Here is a 14,273-nt window from a genome sequence, read left to right on the forward strand (position 1 = left end):
GCATCACAGGCGCAAAACACAGAAAAAACGAACGGCGGACGACTTGAACGACACCCCGGAACCCCCTGAAAACGAAGGCGGAATGCCGCCCGAACGCCCGGAGTATTCCGGCCCCTCGATCACGATCGAGGAGGAAATGCGGAATTCCTATCTCGATTACGCGATGAGCGTGATCGTGAGCCGGGCGATTCCGGACCTGCGCGACGGGCTCAAACCGGTGCATCGGCGGATTCTCTACGCCATGCACGAGGTCGGCAACACGCACGACAAACCCTACCGCAAGTCCTCGCGCCCCGTGGCCGACACGATGGGTCAGTACCACCCGCACGGCGACGCCGCGATCTACGACGCGCTGGCGCGGATGACGCAGGACTTCTCGATGTCGCTGCCGCTCCTCGACGGCCAGGGCAACTTCGGCTCGATGGACGGGGACAAGCCCGCGGCCTTCCGCTACACCGAAGTGCGCATGGCCAAGGCGGCGCAATCGCTGCTCGAGGACATCGACAAGGACACGGTCGATTTCCAGGACAACTACGACGGCAAGCAGACCGAGCCGACGGTGCTTCCCGCACGCTATCCCAACATGCTGGTCAACGGTGCCGGCGGGATCGCGGTGGGCATGGCCACGAACATCCCGCCCCACAACCTGGGCGAGGTGGTCGATGCCACGCTGGCGATGATCGACAACCCGGACATCTCGGACGAGTCGCTGATGCAGATCGTGCCCGGGCCGGATTTCCCCACCGGCGGCATCCTTCTGGGACGCTCCGGCGCGCGCAAGGCCTATCTCGAGGGCCGCGGCAGCGTCATCATCCGCGCCAAGACCCGGATCGAGGAGATCCGCAAGGACCGCTATGCTATCGTCGTCGACGAGGTGCCCTACCAGGTCAACAAGGCGATGATGATCGAGAAGATCGCCGATCTCGTGCGCGAAAAGCGTCTCGAGGGCATCTCGGGCATCCAGGACGAAAGCGACCGGTTCGGCGTGCGCGTCGTGATCGAGCTCAAGCGCGACGCGACCCCGGACGTGGTGCTCAACCAGCTGTTCCGCTTCACGCAGCTTCAGACCTCGTTCGGCTGCAACATGCTGGCGCTGAACGGCGGCCGGCCCGAGCAGCTTACGCTGCGCGATTTCCTGCGCCATTTCATCAGCTTCCGTGAAGATGTCGTCGCACGACGCACGGCCTATCTCCTGCGCAAGGCGCGCGAACGGAGCCACGTGCTCTGTGGTCTGGCGGTCGCGGTCTCCAACGTGGACGAGGTGGTCGCGACCATCCGCTCCTCCGCCGATGGCGCCGAGGCGCGCCGCAAGCTGATGGAACGCCGCTGGCCCGCCGCGGACATCGCGGACTACATCCGCCTGATCGACGATCCGACGCACAAGATGAACGACGACGGGACCTACAACCTGTCGGAGACGCAGGCGCGCGCGATCCTCGACCTGCGCCTGCAGCGCCTGACCCAGATCGGGGTCAAGGAAGTCACCGACGAACTGCAGGAACTGGCGGGCAAGATCCGCGAATACCTCGACATCCTGCGGTCGCGTGAGCGGATCATGTCGATCATCTCGGGCGAGCTCACCGCGGTGAAGGACGAATTCGCCGTCCCGCGCCGCACCGAGATCGTCGAATGGTCCGGCGACATGGACGACGAGGACCTGATCGAGCGCGAGGACATGGTCGTCACGATCACCCAGTCGGGCTGGGCCAAGCGCACGCCGCTGGCGGACTACCGCGAGCAGAAGCGCGGCGGCAAGGGCCTGTCGGGCATGGCGACCAAGGACGACGACGCGATCACCACGCTCTTCGTCGCCAACACGCATACGCAGCTTCTGTTCTTCACCACCGACGGGATGGTCTACAAGCTCAAGACGTGGCGACTGCCCCTGGGCGGGCGCACGTCGAAGGGCAAGGCGATCGTCAACATCCTGCCAATCCCCACGGGCGTGGGCATCGCGGCGATCATGCCGGTGGACCGGGACGAGGCGGAATGGGACGATCTCCAGATCGTCTTCGCCACCTCCAAGGGCTCGGTACGCCGCAACCGCCTGTCGGATTTCACCAACGTCATGCGCAACGGCAAGATCGCGATGAAATTCGAGGGCGACGACGAAGGCACGCGCCTGATCAACGCCCGGATCTGCGACGAGAACGACGACGTCATGCTGGTGACCAACAAGGGCCGCGCGATCCGCTTCCCGGTCACCGACGTGCGGGTGTTCAACTCGCGCTCCTCGTTGGGTGTGCGCGGCATCAAGCTGCTCTCGGACGATGCCGAGGTCGTGTCGATGTCGGTCATCAAGCACTTCGAGGCCACGTCCGAGGAACGGACCGCCTACCTCAAGATGCGCCGCCAGATGGCCGGCGCGGAAGAGAGCGAGAGCGACGAGGACGACGAGGAGCAGCAGGTCGAGGGCGCGATTTCGCCCGAACGGTTCGAAGAGATGCAGGCGGCCGAGGAATTGATCCTCACGATCACCGAGACCGGGCTGGGCAAGCTTTCGTCCTCGCACGACTACCCGGTGCGCGGCCGTGGCGGCCAGGGTGTCACCGCCTTCGCCAAGGCGATGCCCGGCGGCGACCTCGTGGCCTGCTTCCCGGTCGGGATGGAGGACCAGGTGATGCTCGCCACAACCAAGGGCCAGTCGATCCGCTGCCCGGTGAATGGCATCTCGTTCCGCTCGCGTTCCGCCGGCGGTGTGAAGGTGTTCAACACCGGCAAGGGCGAACGGGTCGTCTCGGTCGCGTGGATCGCCGAATCCTCGGACGAGGACGAGACCGAAGAGCTCGGCGATGCCTGATAGGACGGTCGGATAGCAATGTTTCCGACCGTCACGCTCGACGCGGCACGCGCCCGGCACTGGGACATGATCATCGCGGGGAGTTCCTTCTCCGCGATGTTCTTTCTCAAGGGCCTGCCCCGCGACCTCGACGTGCTCATCCTCGAGAAGGGTCGTCACATCACCCACGCGGACCAGATCGCCACCGGGTTTCGCAACCGCGAAGAGCTCCCGCAGATCAACACGTCGGACCATCCGAAGGACTGGGTGTTCCACAGCCTTCTGGGCGGGAATTCGAACTGCTGGTGGGCCTGCACGCCGCGCTTTCATCCGTCGGACTTCCGCATGAACACGCTCTACGGCGTGGGCGAGGACTGGCCCGTGGACTACGACACGCTGGAGCCCTTCTACCTCGAGGTCGAGCGCGCGATGGACATCAACGGGGGCGGCTCCGACGCCCACCTGCCCCGCAGCGCGCCATTTCCCTACCCCGCGCACCTGCCCACGCGGTCGGACCGCAAGATGCGCGCGCATTCGGACATGTGGTGGGCTCAGCCGTCGGCGCGGGCCAACGGGGGCGACCGGCCCTGGTGCTGCTCGAACGGGGTCTGCGACGAATGCCCGATCGATTCCAAGTACACGGTGATCAACAGCATCGAACGCCTCGCCCATCCCGGTGCGCATCTCCTGATGGAGACCGAAGTGCGCGCGGTCCGCACCGAGGCGGGACGCGCCACCGGTGTGCGGGTGCGCTCGGCAGGCGCCGAGGCCGAGATCGCGGGCAGTGCCGTGGCGCTCGGCGCCAACGCCGTCTTCAACGCTGCGATCCTGATGCGCTCGGGCCTCGACCATCCGCGACTTGGGCGCGGGCTCAACGAACAGCTCGCACAGACCATCGTGGTCGATGGCCCCGGGCTGGGGTACTTCGGCGGCACCTCCGTCACCGGGCACGGCTACGCCCTTTATGACGGGGCGCATCGCGCCGATCATTCCGGCGTCCTGATGGAGATCCACAACGCCCCGCCGCTTCTGCGCAAGGAGCCCGGGAAATGGACCGACCGCATGATCATCAAGCTCATCGCCGAGGACCTGCCACGTGACGAGAACCGCGTGACGCTGGTCGATGACGAGGTGCAGATCGAATGGGCCGGGCACGACCCTTACGCCTGGGACGGGATCGCCTGGGGGATGGAGACGGCCCCGTCAATCCTGCCCGACGATCTCGAGGTCAGGGGATTCTTCCCGCCGGTCGACTCCGAAAAACACGCGATGGGCACGCATCCCTTCGGACCCGACCCGGCACGCCACCTGTGCGACGACACGCACCGCGTGCACGGGACCGACAACCTCTTCGCCCTGGGCTCCGGCGCGTTTCCGACCACGAGCCCCGCCAACCCGACGCTGACCCTCTCCGCGCTCGCCCTGCGTGCGGGACGGAGCGTGACATGAAGCGGCGCGGCGTGCTCAAACTCGGGGCCGGCGTGCTGGCGCTGGGTGCGGCGGGCGGCGCGTACCGGTTCGTGGCGACCACCCACCACCGGTCGGTCGCCGCCGCCTGCCGCGCAGCCCTGGCCGAAAGCTTTTCCAAGGACATCCTGCGCAAGCCCGCCGCACGCGCCTTCCTCAAGCGATATGTCTCGTTCTCGGAGGCGGCCGGGGACACCTACCCGCCCGAGGACGCCTATATCCACTTCCTCACCTCGACGAACGTGATCGCGCATATCGAGACCGGCGACGAGCTGGATTTCAACGACATCTACTACGCGCAGCGAACGCCCTGCGGAAACCGGCTGTCGGCCTTGCATGCGCCCGCGGGCGAGCACGACCTGTAGCCGTTGCGCGTCCCGGAACAATAATGGGTCACGCCGCGATTTTCCGCCATTGCCGAACAAACACCCCGTCCTGCCCATCATCCGGCCGCAATTTCCGGGCCATATGAGCATGACGCGACCACAGGGGTGCTGCGCTCCGCACATCGCGTCATCCTTTCAGCCGCCCTCAAGGTGCAACTGGGCCCGCTCTCGCAGCGGGCCTTTTCTTTTGCATGCACCTCGCCTAAATCCTCCCCATGTCAAACACGCTTCATATCGTCGGCGGCGGCATGGCCGGGTCCGAGGCCGCCTGGCAGGCCGCCAACGCGGGGCTCGACGTGGTCATCCACGAAATGCGCCCCAAGGTCGAAACCTTCGCCCACCATACCGGCAAGCTGGCCGAGATGGTCTGTTCCAACTCGTTCCGGTCGGACGACCACGAACAGAACGCCGTCGGGCTTCTGCATTGGGAAATGCGGCAGGCCAATTCGATCATCATGGCCGCGGCCGACCAGCACCGGCTGCCCGCCGGCGGCGCGCTCGCGGTGGACCGCGAACCGTTCTCGGCCCAGATCACCGATACGCTGCGTGGCCTCGACAACGTCACCATCGTCGAGGAAGAGGTCGATCACCTGCCCGGCGAGGGCAACTGGCTCTTCACCACCGGCCCCCTCACCTCGCCCACCCTCGGCGAAGCGATCGCGCACGAAACCGGGGCCGACCGGCTGGCCTTCTTCGACGCGATCGCCCCCATCGTCTATGCCGACACGATCGACATGGACGTGGTCTGGGCCCAGTCGCGCTACGACAAGGGCGAGACCGAGGACGAGCGCAAGGCCTACCTCAACTGCCCGATGACCAAGGACCAGTACGAGGCCTTCATCGACGCGCTGCTGGCCGCCGACAAGACCGAGTTCCACGAGGGCGAGACGGCCACCTATTTCGACGGCTGCCTGCCGATCGAGGTGATGGCCGAGCGCGGGCGCGAAACGCTGCGCCACGGGCCGATGAAACCGGTGGGGCTGACCAACGCCCACAAGCCCGATGAAAAGGCCTATGCCGTCGTGCAGCTGCGCCGGGACAACGCGCTGGGGACGCTCTTCAACATGGTCGGCTTCCAGACCAAGATGAAATACGGCGCCCAGACCGAGGTCTTCCGCATGATCCCGGGGCTCGAGAACGCCTCATTCGCGCGGCTGGGCGGCATCCACCGCAACACCTTCATGAACTCGCCCACGCTGCTCGATGGCGAAATGCGCCTGCGCACGCGTCCCAACATCCGCTTCGCGGGCCAGGTGACGGGCGTCGAGGGCTACGTGGAAAGCGCCGCGATGGGGCTCCTGGCCGCGCGCTACGCGATCGCCGAACTCACGGGCGCCACGCTGCCCCCCGTCCCGGCCACTACCGCGATGGGCGCGCTGGTGACGCATATCTCCGGCGGGGCGGAGGCGAAGACGTTCCAGCCGATGAACGTGAACTTCGGCCTGTTCCCGCCCGTGGACCTGAAGGGCGGGCGCAAGAACCGCCCGGCGCGCTACAAGGCCTATACCGACCGGGCCAAGGCCGACTGGCAGGCCTGGCTCTCGGCCTTCGACACCGAACCGGCCTGACCCGTCCCCCGCGCCGGTGGACGCCGGCGCGCGGGGGCACTAGGCTTGCGCGCATGAGCAATTCCTATCTCGACAAGGTCTACGGCACGAAGCCCGAAAACCTCACCGGTCTCTACGACGACTGGGCCGGCGATTACGACGGCGACCTGACGGGGCATGGCTATGCCACCCCCGGCCGTCTCGCCCGCCTTCTGGCCAGCGTCGCCCCGGACCGCTCCGCCCCGCTTCTCGACTTCGGCTGCGGCACCGGCCTTTCCGGCGCCGCACTGGCCGCGGTCGGCTTCACCACCATCGACGGCTGCGACGTGTCGCAGGGCATGCTGGAAGAGGCCCAGGCCAAGCGCATCTACCGCAATCTCTGGCAGACGCGCGAAGACGCGCCGCTGCCCTTCCGGCTGTCGGACTACCGCCTCATCGCGGCGGTCGGCGTCATCTCGACCGGCGCGGCCCCGCCCGAGGTCCTAGAGCAGGTGACCGCCGACATGGCGCCGGGCACGCTGTTCGCGTTTTCCTACAACGATCACACGCTCTCCGACCCCAGCTACATGGACGCGCTCGACGAGGTCACCGAAAGCCGCGCGCATATCGTGACCGAGGAGCTCGGCGACCACATCCCCGGGCTCGGCTCGCAATCGCGGGTCTACGTGCTGGAGATCGCCTGAGTGCTCACCCGCTTCGCGCCGTCGCCGACGGGGCTTCTGCACCTCGGGCATGCCTTCTCGGCACTGACCGTATGGCGCGTGGCCGAGGAGCTTGGCGGGACCGCGCTCCTGCGCATCGAGGACACCGACAGCACCCGCTGCCGCCCCGACTTCGAGGACGCGATCCACGAGGATCTGCACTGGCTCGGTCTCGACTGGCCCCGGCCCGTCCGGCGCCAGTCGGAGCACCTGGCGGACTACGCCGATACGCTCGACACGCTCGCCGCGCGCGGTCTGCTCTACCCGTGCTCCTGTTCGCGCAAGCAGATCGCGCAGGCCGGGGCGCAGCCGGGATGGGACGGGCTCGTCTACCCGGGCACCTGCCGCCACCGCCCGATGGCGGACGCGCGACCCGGCGACGCCCTGCGCCTGAACCTCGCGGCCGCGCTCGACGCCGCCGGCCCGCCGCCCGCCTTCACGGAAACCGGGCCGCTCCGTCCCGGCAGCCACCGCCCGGACCCGCAGGCCCTGCTCTCCGGGGTCGGCGACCCGGTGCTCAGGCGCAAACAGACCGGCGATCCGGCCTACCACCTCGCCTGCCCGCAGGACGACGCCGCACAGCAGATCACCCACGTGGTGCGCGGCGCGGACCTGTGGAACGCCACCTTCCTTCACGTGGTGCTGCAAACGCTCATGGGCTGGCCGGTCCCGACCTACCACCACCACGATCTCGTCCGCGACGAGGGCGGCACGCGGCTCGCCAAGATCGCCCACAGCCGCGCGATCCGCGCCTACCGCGAAGACGGGCTCACCCCCCGGCAGGTCAAAGCCCTCGTCGGTTTCTGACCTTCATCGTTCGACAAATACTTCGGGAGGTCAGGAGGGCTGGCCCTCCTGAGGCGGCGCAGCCGCCTCCCCGCCGCGACGGATGCCGCAGGCAGGCCGGCGCAACCCTCACGCCATCGGCGTCAGGATCTCGACCTCGTCCCCGTCGCGCACCGCCGTGTAGAAGCACGACCGCCGGTTCGTGTGGCAGGCCGGCCCGGCCTGCTCGACGAGCGCCAGCAGGCAATCGCGGTCGCAATCGACGCGCAGCTCGATAAGCGTCTGGACATGGCCCGAGCTTTCGCCCTTCACCCAGAAGCTCTGGCGCGAACGGCTCCAGTAGGTCACGCGCCCGGTCTCGAGGGTCCGGGCCACGGCCTCCTCGTTCATCCAGGCGACCATCAGGACCTCCCCCGAGACGGCGTCCTGCGCCACGCAGGGGATCAAACCCTTGTGATCATAGACCAAGGTCGAGGGATCGAAGGCCATGCCGGTTCCTTTCCAAACGCGTTTGCCTGCCCTATCTAGGAGGGACGCGACCAAAGGGAAAGCCATGTCCGACGCCGACCTGATCAAGCTCTATTCCAAGCGCATCCTCGCGCTTGCCGCCGATATCCCGCATCACGGCCGGCTCGAGGCGCCGCAGGGCACGTCCAAGAAGCGCTCGCCGCTGTGCGGGTCGACCGTCACGGCCGACGTGCGGATGGAGAACGGCCGCATCGCGGATTTCGCCCAGAACGTGAAGGCCTGCGCGCTCGGACAGGCCTCGTCGGCCATTCTCGGCGCGCATGTGCTGGGCCAGGACCGGGCGTCGATCCAGGCTGCCCGCGATGCGCTGGTCACGATGCTCAAGGAAGACGGGCCGACACCGCCCGCCCCCTTCGACGATCTCGAGGTCCTGCGACCGGCGCGGGAGTTCAAGAACCGCCATCCTTCGATCCTGCTCGCCTGGGACGCGACGCTCGCGGCCATGGACGAGGCGCAGGAAGCGGCCTGATCCCCGGAACAATCGGCACAAAAAAACCGCCGCCTCGGGACGAGGCGGCGGCAGTTGTGCGGTGTGGGTCGGACCCGGGGAATGAGGCAGAAACCGGGTTGGGACAGGCGACGTGGGGAACGTCTGGCATGGACTGTGGGACAGGATGCCGGGACCCTTTGACCGCAGGCAGAAACTCGGGTGTCAGATGAAGCTGGGCAGGTAGAGCACCGCGACAAGACCGATCATCAGCGCGGCGGCCCCTGCCATGTCCTGCCAGATGGTGGCGCGGGACCGGTTCAGCACGTGGCGGATCTCGTTCAGCATGGTGGGCTCCTGCTCTGTCGTGTTCTCTTCGCGTTCTGTGTTAACCTTTTGTTCTCATATCGACGCCCGTTCTGTAAAGAACTTTTTGAGAACATATGAGAACTTTTAGGAACGCACCCGGAGAATGGCGCTCTAACCCACTGAAATCAAACGGATCGCTTCGTCCTGCCGCATGAGCCAGAGGAGAACACGCGCGGCTTCCCCGCGCGGGCTGGTGAGGTCCGGGTCGTCCGACAGGAGCTTGCGCGCGTCCTTCTGGGCCACCGCCATCAGCCCCGCCTGGTGTTCGAGGTCGCCCACCATGAACACCGGGATCCCGGATTGCGCGGTGCCGATCAGGTCGCCCGCGCCGCGCATCTCGAGGTCGGCCTCGGCGATGCGGAAACCGTCCTCTGTCTCGCGCATGATCCCGAGCCGCCGTTCCCCGCTTTCGGACAGCGGCGCCTGGTAGAGCAGGAGACAGGTCGAGGCCGCCGTGCCGCGCCCGACCCGGCCGCGCAGTTGGTGCAGCTGGGCCAGCCCGAAATGCTCGGCGCGTTCGATCACCATGATCGTGGCGTTGGGCACGTCGACGCCCACCTCGATCACCGTGGTGGCCACGAGGACCTTGGTCTCGCCGCGCTGGAAGGCCGCCATCGCCGCGTCCTTCTCGGCCGGGGGCATCTGGCCGTGCACCAGCCCCACGACGCCCTCGCCAAGCGCCGCGCGCAGCTGCTTGAACCGTTCCTCCGCCGCGATGAGTTCGCTCACCTCGCTCTCGCCCACGAGCGGGCAGACCCAGTAGGCCTGCCCCCCGGCCTGCGCCACGTCGCGCAGGCGCTGGACCACGTCGTCGAGACGTGTGGTCGGAAGCACCGAGGTGCGGATGGGCTGGCGACCCGGCGGCTTTTCGTCGAGCACGGAGACATCCATGTCGCCGTATTGCGCTAGGGACAGGGAGCGCGGGATCGGGGTCGCGGTCATCACCAGCACGTCCGCCGCCTGCCCCTTGCGCCCCAAGCGCATCCGTTCCGTGACGCCGAACCGGTGTTGTTCGTCCACCACGGCAAGGCGCAGGTCGTGGTAGGTCACGTCGTCCTGGAACACCGCATGCGTGCCCACGAGCACGTGAATGTCACCGCGCGCCAGCGCCTCGAGCTTCGCACGCCGCTCGGCCCCCTTGTCGCGCCCCGTCAGCAGCTCCACCACCACGCCCGCGGCTTCGGCCATCGGGCGCAGGCTTTCGAGGTGCTGGCGCGCAAGGATCTCGGTCGGGGCCATCATGACGCCCTGCCCGCCCGCCTCCACCGCGATCAGCAGCGCGAGGAAGGCCACCAGCGTCTTGCCCGCGCCCACGTCACCCTGCAGGAGCCGGTTCATCCGCTGACCGGCGGCCATGTCGGCGGCGATGTCGGCGACCGCCCGCTCTTGCGCCCCGGTGGGCTGGTAGGGCAGCGCGGCGCGCACCCGGTCCTGAAGATCGCCGGTACCGACCGAGGCCCGTCCCTTGCCGCGCCTCAGCCGGGCGCGCGCAAGCGCGAGCGTCAACTGGTGCGCGAAGAATTCGTCGTAGGCCAGACGCCGGCGCGCGGGCGCCTGGGGCGAGATGTCGTCGGGCCCCTCGGGCGCATGGGCGATCCGAACCGCCTCGTGCCAGTCCGGCCAATGCTCCTGCGCCTTGAGGTTGCCGTCCACCCATTCCGTGAGGGGCTGCACCCGCGCCAGGACCTCGCCCACCGCGCGGAACATCAGCTTCTGCGTCACGCCCTGCGCCAGGTGATAGACCGGCTCGTACTCCGGGATCTGGTCGGCCTCCCCGGGCCGCAGGATGTGGTCGGGATGCGCGATCTGCCGGATGCCGTCGTATTCCTCGACCCGGCCCGACACGATCCGGCGCTGGCCGCTGGGCAGCTGGCGCGAGATCCAGTCGGGATTGCCGTGAAAGAAGACCAGGTGGAACGTGGTCAGCGCGTCGGTCATCTCGACCTTGTAGGGCCGGTTGCGCGCGGACGGTGGCAGGTGGCGGCCGACCTCGGCCTCGACCGTCACGGTCGCGGGTGGGCGCACCTCGGCGACCGATGCGCGAAAGGACCGGTCGATGCCGGAATACGGCAGGGAAAACAACAGGTCGCGGGGCTTCGTGATGTTGAGCGCCGCCATCGACTTGGCCGATTTCGGCCCCACCCCGCCCAGCGTCTCGAGCTCGGCGAAAAGCGGGAACAGGATTTCCGGCCGGGTGCTCATGCGTCCCCGATGAGGGCGAGCCAGCCGTCTTCGTCGACGATCTCGACCCCCAGCTCCTCGGCCTTCTTGGCCTTCGACCCGGCACCGGGGCCCGCGATCACGAGGTCCGTCTTGGCGCTCACGGACCCCGACACCTTGGCGCCCAGGCTTTCGGCGCGCGCCTTTGCCTCGGCCCGGGTCATCTTCTCGAGCGTGCCTGTGAAGACGACCGTCTTGCCCGCGACCGGGCTTCCCTCGGTCGACGGCGCCTCGACGGGTTCGATGTCGAGCTCGGCCACCAGACGGTCGATCGAGGCGCGCTCGGCCTCCTGGTGGAACGTGGTGACAAGCGATGTGGCCATCGTCTCACCAACCCCGTCGATCGACAGAAGCTCATCCCAGTCCGCGCCGCCGTCGGTCGACGCGCCGGTCATCGCAGCCTCGAACGTGGGCCAATCGCCGTAATGGCGGGCCAAGAGGTTCGCCGCGTTCTCGCCCACGTGGCGGATGCCGAGCGCGAAGATCACCCGGTTGAGCGGAATGTGGCGCCGTTCCTCGATCGCGGCGAAGAGGTTGGCGGCCGATTTCTCGCCCCAGCCCTCGCGGTTCTTGAGTCGCGCCAGTCCCTCCCCGTCGCGCGCGGCGAAGGTGAAGATGTCGGCGGGTTCGCGGATCGGCAGGCTCTCGTCGTAATAGAAGGCCTCGACCTGTTTCGCGCCGAGACCCTCGATGTCGAAGGCCGCGCGCGACACGAAATGCTTGAGCTTCTCGACCGCCTGGGCCGGGCATACCATGCCGCCGGTGCAACGGCGCACGGCGTCGCCGTCCTCGCGGATCGCTTCGGACCCGCATTCGGGGCAGGTTTCCGGGAAGCGGTAGGGTTCGGCGTCGTCGGGGCGTTTCGACAGGTCGACGTCGGCGACCTTCGGGATCACGTCACCGGCGCGGTAGACCTGCACCCAGTCGCCGACGCGGATGTCCTTGCCGCCCCGGATTTCCTCGCCCCTCGAATCGCGGCCCGCGATGTAATCCTCGTTGTGAAGCGTTGCGTTCGACACCACGACGCCCCCCACCGTGACGGGTGTAAGCCGCGCCACGGGCGACAGCGCACCGGTGCGTCCGACCTGGATGTCGATGGCTTCCAGCCGCGTCCAGGCAAGCTCGGCCGGGAACTTGTGGGCGATGGCCCACCGCGGCGTGGTCGAGCGGTAGCCAAGCCGGTGCTGCAGGGCGAGGTCGTTGACCTTGTAGACGACCCCGTCGATGTCATAGTCGAGCGTGGCGCGGCTCTCTTCGATTGCGTGGTAATGCTCGAGCATCGCCTTGGGCGTCTCGACGATCCGGGTCAGCGGGTTGGTGGAAAATCCCAGGCTTTCAAGCCGCTCGATCGCGGCCATCTGCGTGTCGGCCAGGGGTTCCGAATGCTCGCCCCAGGCATATGCGAAGAAGCGCAGCGGGCGCGCCGCGGTGATCCGGCTGTCGAGCTGGCGCAGGGACCCTGCTGCCGCGTTGCGCGGGTTGGCGAAGGTCTTGCCGCCCGCCTCGGCCTGCGTTTCGTTCAGCCGGGCGAAGTCGGCATGGCTCATGTAGACCTCGCCGCGCACCTCCAGCACGTCGGGCGCATCCTCGATCTCCTGCGGGATGTCCTCGATGGTGCGCGCGTTGGCGGTGACGTTTTCGCCCTCCGCACCATCCCCGCGCGTCGCGGCCTGCACCAGCGTGCCGTTCTCGTAACGCAAGGAAAGCGACAGCCCGTCGATCTTGGGCTCGGCGGTGTAAGCGAGCGGGTCTTCGGCCCCGAGCCCCAGGAAGGAGCGCACGCGCCCATCGAAATCGCGGATGTCGTCATCCTCGAACGCGTTGGCGAGCGACAGCATCCGCACCCGGTGGCGCACCTTCGCGAAGCCTTCGGCCGGGGCGGCGCCCACCTGTTCGCTCGGGCTGTCGGCGCGTTTCAGGGCGGGGAAGCGGTCTTCGATCGCGGCGTTGCGGCGTTTCGCGGCGTCATAGGCGGCATCCGAGATCTCCGGCGCATCCTCGGTATGGTAGGCGCGGTTGGCCCGCGACAGCAGGTCGGCCAGGCGCGACAGCTCCGCCTCCGCCTCGGCTTCGCTGAGCTCGGATACATCCTTGTCCTGCGCGTCCATCCCGGTGGCTCCCTGTCACTTGGTCCGACCACAGATAGAGCCGCCTCGCCTGCCCGTCCAGCCACCGGTTGACCCGGAAAAGGCCCGGCCGGGGGTGCCGGCCGGGTCGAGGTGGGAGGGTCGAAATGAAAGCGCCGGGGTACACCCGGCGCCCGGGGTCACGCTCAGGCGCCCAAGGCCACCTTGTCATCCATCTCCGCCGGTTCGGGATCGCGCAGCACGTAGCCGCGGCCCCAAACGGTTTCGATGTAGTTCTCGCCATCCGTGGCCTCGGCGAGTTTCTTGCGCAGCTTGCAGATGAACACGTCGATGATCTTGAGTTCCGGTTCGTCCATGCCGCCGTAGAGATGGTTGAGAAACATCTCCTTGGTGAGCGTCGTGCCCTTGCGCAGGCTCAGAAGCTCCAGCATCTGGTATTCCTTGCCCGTCAGGTGCACGGGGCGCCCGTCCACCTCCACCGATTTGGCGTCCAGGTTGACCGCCACGCGCCCTGTCTCGATCACCGACTGGGAATGCCCCTTCGAGCGGCGGATGATCGCGTGGATGCGCGCCACCAGTTCGTCGCGGTGGAACGGCTTGGTCATGTAATCGTCCGCCCCGAACCCGAAACCCTTGAGCTTGGCATCCGTGTCATCATTGCCCGACAGGATCAGGATCGGCGTCTCGATGCGCGCCAGGCGCAGCTGGCGCAGGACGTCGTGTCCCGTCATGTCCGGCAGCGCGAGATCGAGAAGAATCAGGTCGTAGTCGTAGAGCTTGGCCAGGTCGACGCCCTCTTCACCAAGGTCGGTCGAATAGACGTTGAGGTTGGCGTGACTCAGCATGAGCTCGATCGAGCGCGATGTGGTCGGGTCGTCTTCGACAAGCAGAATTCTCATCGGTCAATCTCCCAAAAAAGGTCCCGTACGGTTCCGAAATATCTTTGTCTCAAATGGTTAATGTGGCGTTACGCCCG

At 67.4% G+C, this 14,273-nt stretch carries 12 protein-coding genes; 7 read left to right on the forward strand and 5 right to left on the reverse strand.

The window, feature by feature from the left end:
- Positions 1-43: 43 nt before the first annotated feature.
- The 6 genes from gyrA (at position 44) to gluQRS (ending at position 7,687) form a co-directional block, all read left to right on the forward strand.
- On the forward strand, positions 44-2,800 hold the full coding sequence (gene gyrA, locus GQE99_RS09690) for a DNA gyrase subunit A (protein ID WP_161351385.1): 2,757 nt from the start codon (positions 44-46) through the stop codon (positions 2,798-2,800).
- An 18-nt stretch (positions 2,801-2,818) separates the two neighbouring features.
- Positions 2,819-4,228, forward strand: coding sequence for a GMC oxidoreductase (locus GQE99_RS09695; protein WP_161351386.1), 1,410 nt, complete (start codon positions 2,819-2,821; stop codon positions 4,226-4,228).
- The gene (locus GQE99_RS09700) at positions 4,225-4,611 is read left to right on the forward strand and encodes a hypothetical protein (RefSeq protein ID WP_161351387.1); all 387 of its coding nucleotides are present in this window, start codon (positions 4,225-4,227) and stop codon (positions 4,609-4,611) included. The genes GQE99_RS09695 and GQE99_RS09700 overlap by 4 nt, the downstream gene beginning before the upstream one ends.
- A gap of 236 nt (positions 4,612-4,847) precedes the next feature.
- Entirely contained in the window at positions 4,848-6,200 is a 1,353-nt protein-coding gene (gene trmFO / locus GQE99_RS09705; RefSeq protein ID WP_161351388.1) for a methylenetetrahydrofolate--tRNA-(uracil(54)-C(5))-methyltransferase (FADH(2)-oxidizing) TrmFO, read from the forward strand.
- Positions 6,201-6,253: 53 nt separating this feature from the next.
- Positions 6,254-6,862 (forward strand): class I SAM-dependent DNA methyltransferase, encoded by a 609-nt coding sequence (locus GQE99_RS09710; RefSeq protein WP_161351389.1) that lies wholly within the window; start codon positions 6,254-6,256, stop codon positions 6,860-6,862.
- The gene (gluQRS, locus tag GQE99_RS09715) at positions 6,863-7,687 is read left to right on the forward strand and encodes a tRNA glutamyl-Q(34) synthetase GluQRS (RefSeq protein ID WP_161351390.1); all 825 of its coding nucleotides are present in this window, start codon (positions 6,863-6,865) and stop codon (positions 7,685-7,687) included.
- 108 nt (positions 7,688-7,795) lie between these two features.
- Here the strand turns inward: gluQRS and hisI are convergent, their stop codons facing one another.
- On the reverse strand, positions 7,796-8,155 hold the full coding sequence (gene hisI / locus GQE99_RS09720; protein ID WP_161351391.1) for a phosphoribosyl-AMP cyclohydrolase: 360 nt from the start codon (positions 8,153-8,155) through the stop codon (positions 7,796-7,798).
- A 64-nt stretch (positions 8,156-8,219) separates the two neighbouring features.
- On the opposite strand from hisI, the gene GQE99_RS09725 reads away from it, so the two are divergent.
- Positions 8,220-8,663 carry an iron-sulfur cluster assembly scaffold protein gene (locus GQE99_RS09725; RefSeq protein WP_161351392.1) on the forward strand — a complete coding sequence of 148 codons (444 nt, stop codon included), beginning with the start codon at positions 8,220-8,222 and terminating at the stop codon, positions 8,661-8,663.
- A 183-nt stretch (positions 8,664-8,846) separates the two neighbouring features.
- Here GQE99_RS09725 and GQE99_RS21725 read toward each other — a convergent pair whose 3' ends face one another.
- The 4 genes from GQE99_RS21725 to ctrA form a co-directional block, all read right to left on the reverse strand.
- Positions 8,847-8,969 (reverse strand): hypothetical protein, encoded by a 123-nt coding sequence (locus GQE99_RS21725; RefSeq protein ID WP_268892732.1) that lies wholly within the window; start codon positions 8,967-8,969, stop codon positions 8,847-8,849.
- A gap of 132 nt (positions 8,970-9,101) precedes the next feature.
- A complete protein-coding gene (recG, locus tag GQE99_RS09730; protein WP_161351393.1) occupies positions 9,102-11,192 on the reverse strand; it encodes an ATP-dependent DNA helicase RecG in 2,091 nt (696 codons plus the stop codon).
- A complete protein-coding gene (ligA, locus tag GQE99_RS09735; protein WP_161351394.1) occupies positions 11,189-13,318 on the reverse strand; it encodes an NAD-dependent DNA ligase LigA in 2,130 nt (709 codons plus the stop codon). The genes recG and ligA overlap by 4 nt, the downstream gene beginning before the upstream one ends.
- Positions 13,319-13,482: 164 nt before the next feature.
- Positions 13,483-14,196 (reverse strand): response regulator transcription factor CtrA, encoded by a 714-nt coding sequence (ctrA, locus tag GQE99_RS09740; RefSeq protein WP_161351395.1) that lies wholly within the window; start codon positions 14,194-14,196, stop codon positions 13,483-13,485.
- Positions 14,197-14,273 lie beyond the last annotated feature (77 nt).

This window comes from Maritimibacter harenae (assembly GCF_009882975.1).
In the GTDB taxonomy this organism is placed as follows: domain Bacteria; phylum Pseudomonadota; class Alphaproteobacteria; order Rhodobacterales; family Rhodobacteraceae; genus Maritimibacter; species Maritimibacter harenae.

Bases quoted from the DNA above. Each gene is read 5' to 3' on its own strand.
- GQE99_RS09710 (WP_161351389.1), top strand. From the start codon at position 6,254: ATGAGCAATTCCTATCTCGACAAGGTCTACGGCACGAAGCCCGAAAAC.
- GQE99_RS09725 (WP_161351392.1), top strand. From the start codon at position 8,220: ATGTCCGACGCCGACCTGATCAAGCTCTATTCCAAGCGCATCCTCGCG.
- ctrA (WP_161351395.1), bottom strand. From the start codon at position 14,196: ATGAGAATTCTGCTTGTCGAAGACGACCCGACCACATCGCGCTCGATC.
- GQE99_RS21725 (WP_268892732.1), bottom strand. From the start codon at position 8,969: ATGCTGAACGAGATCCGCCACGTGCTGAACCGGTCCCGCGCCACCATC.
- trmFO (WP_161351388.1), top strand. From the start codon at position 4,848: ATGTCAAACACGCTTCATATCGTCGGCGGCGGCATGGCCGGGTCCGAG.
- hisI (WP_161351391.1), bottom strand. From the start codon at position 8,155: ATGGCCTTCGATCCCTCGACCTTGGTCTATGATCACAAGGGTTTGATC.
- GQE99_RS09695 (WP_161351386.1), top strand. From the start codon at position 2,819: ATGTTTCCGACCGTCACGCTCGACGCGGCACGCGCCCGGCACTGGGAC.
- recG (WP_161351393.1), bottom strand. From the start codon at position 11,192: ATGAGCACCCGGCCGGAAATCCTGTTCCCGCTTTTCGCCGAGCTCGAG.
- GQE99_RS09700 (WP_161351387.1), top strand. From the start codon at position 4,225: ATGAAGCGGCGCGGCGTGCTCAAACTCGGGGCCGGCGTGCTGGCGCTG.
- ligA (WP_161351394.1), bottom strand. From the start codon at position 13,318: ATGGACGCGCAGGACAAGGATGTATCCGAGCTCAGCGAAGCCGAGGCG.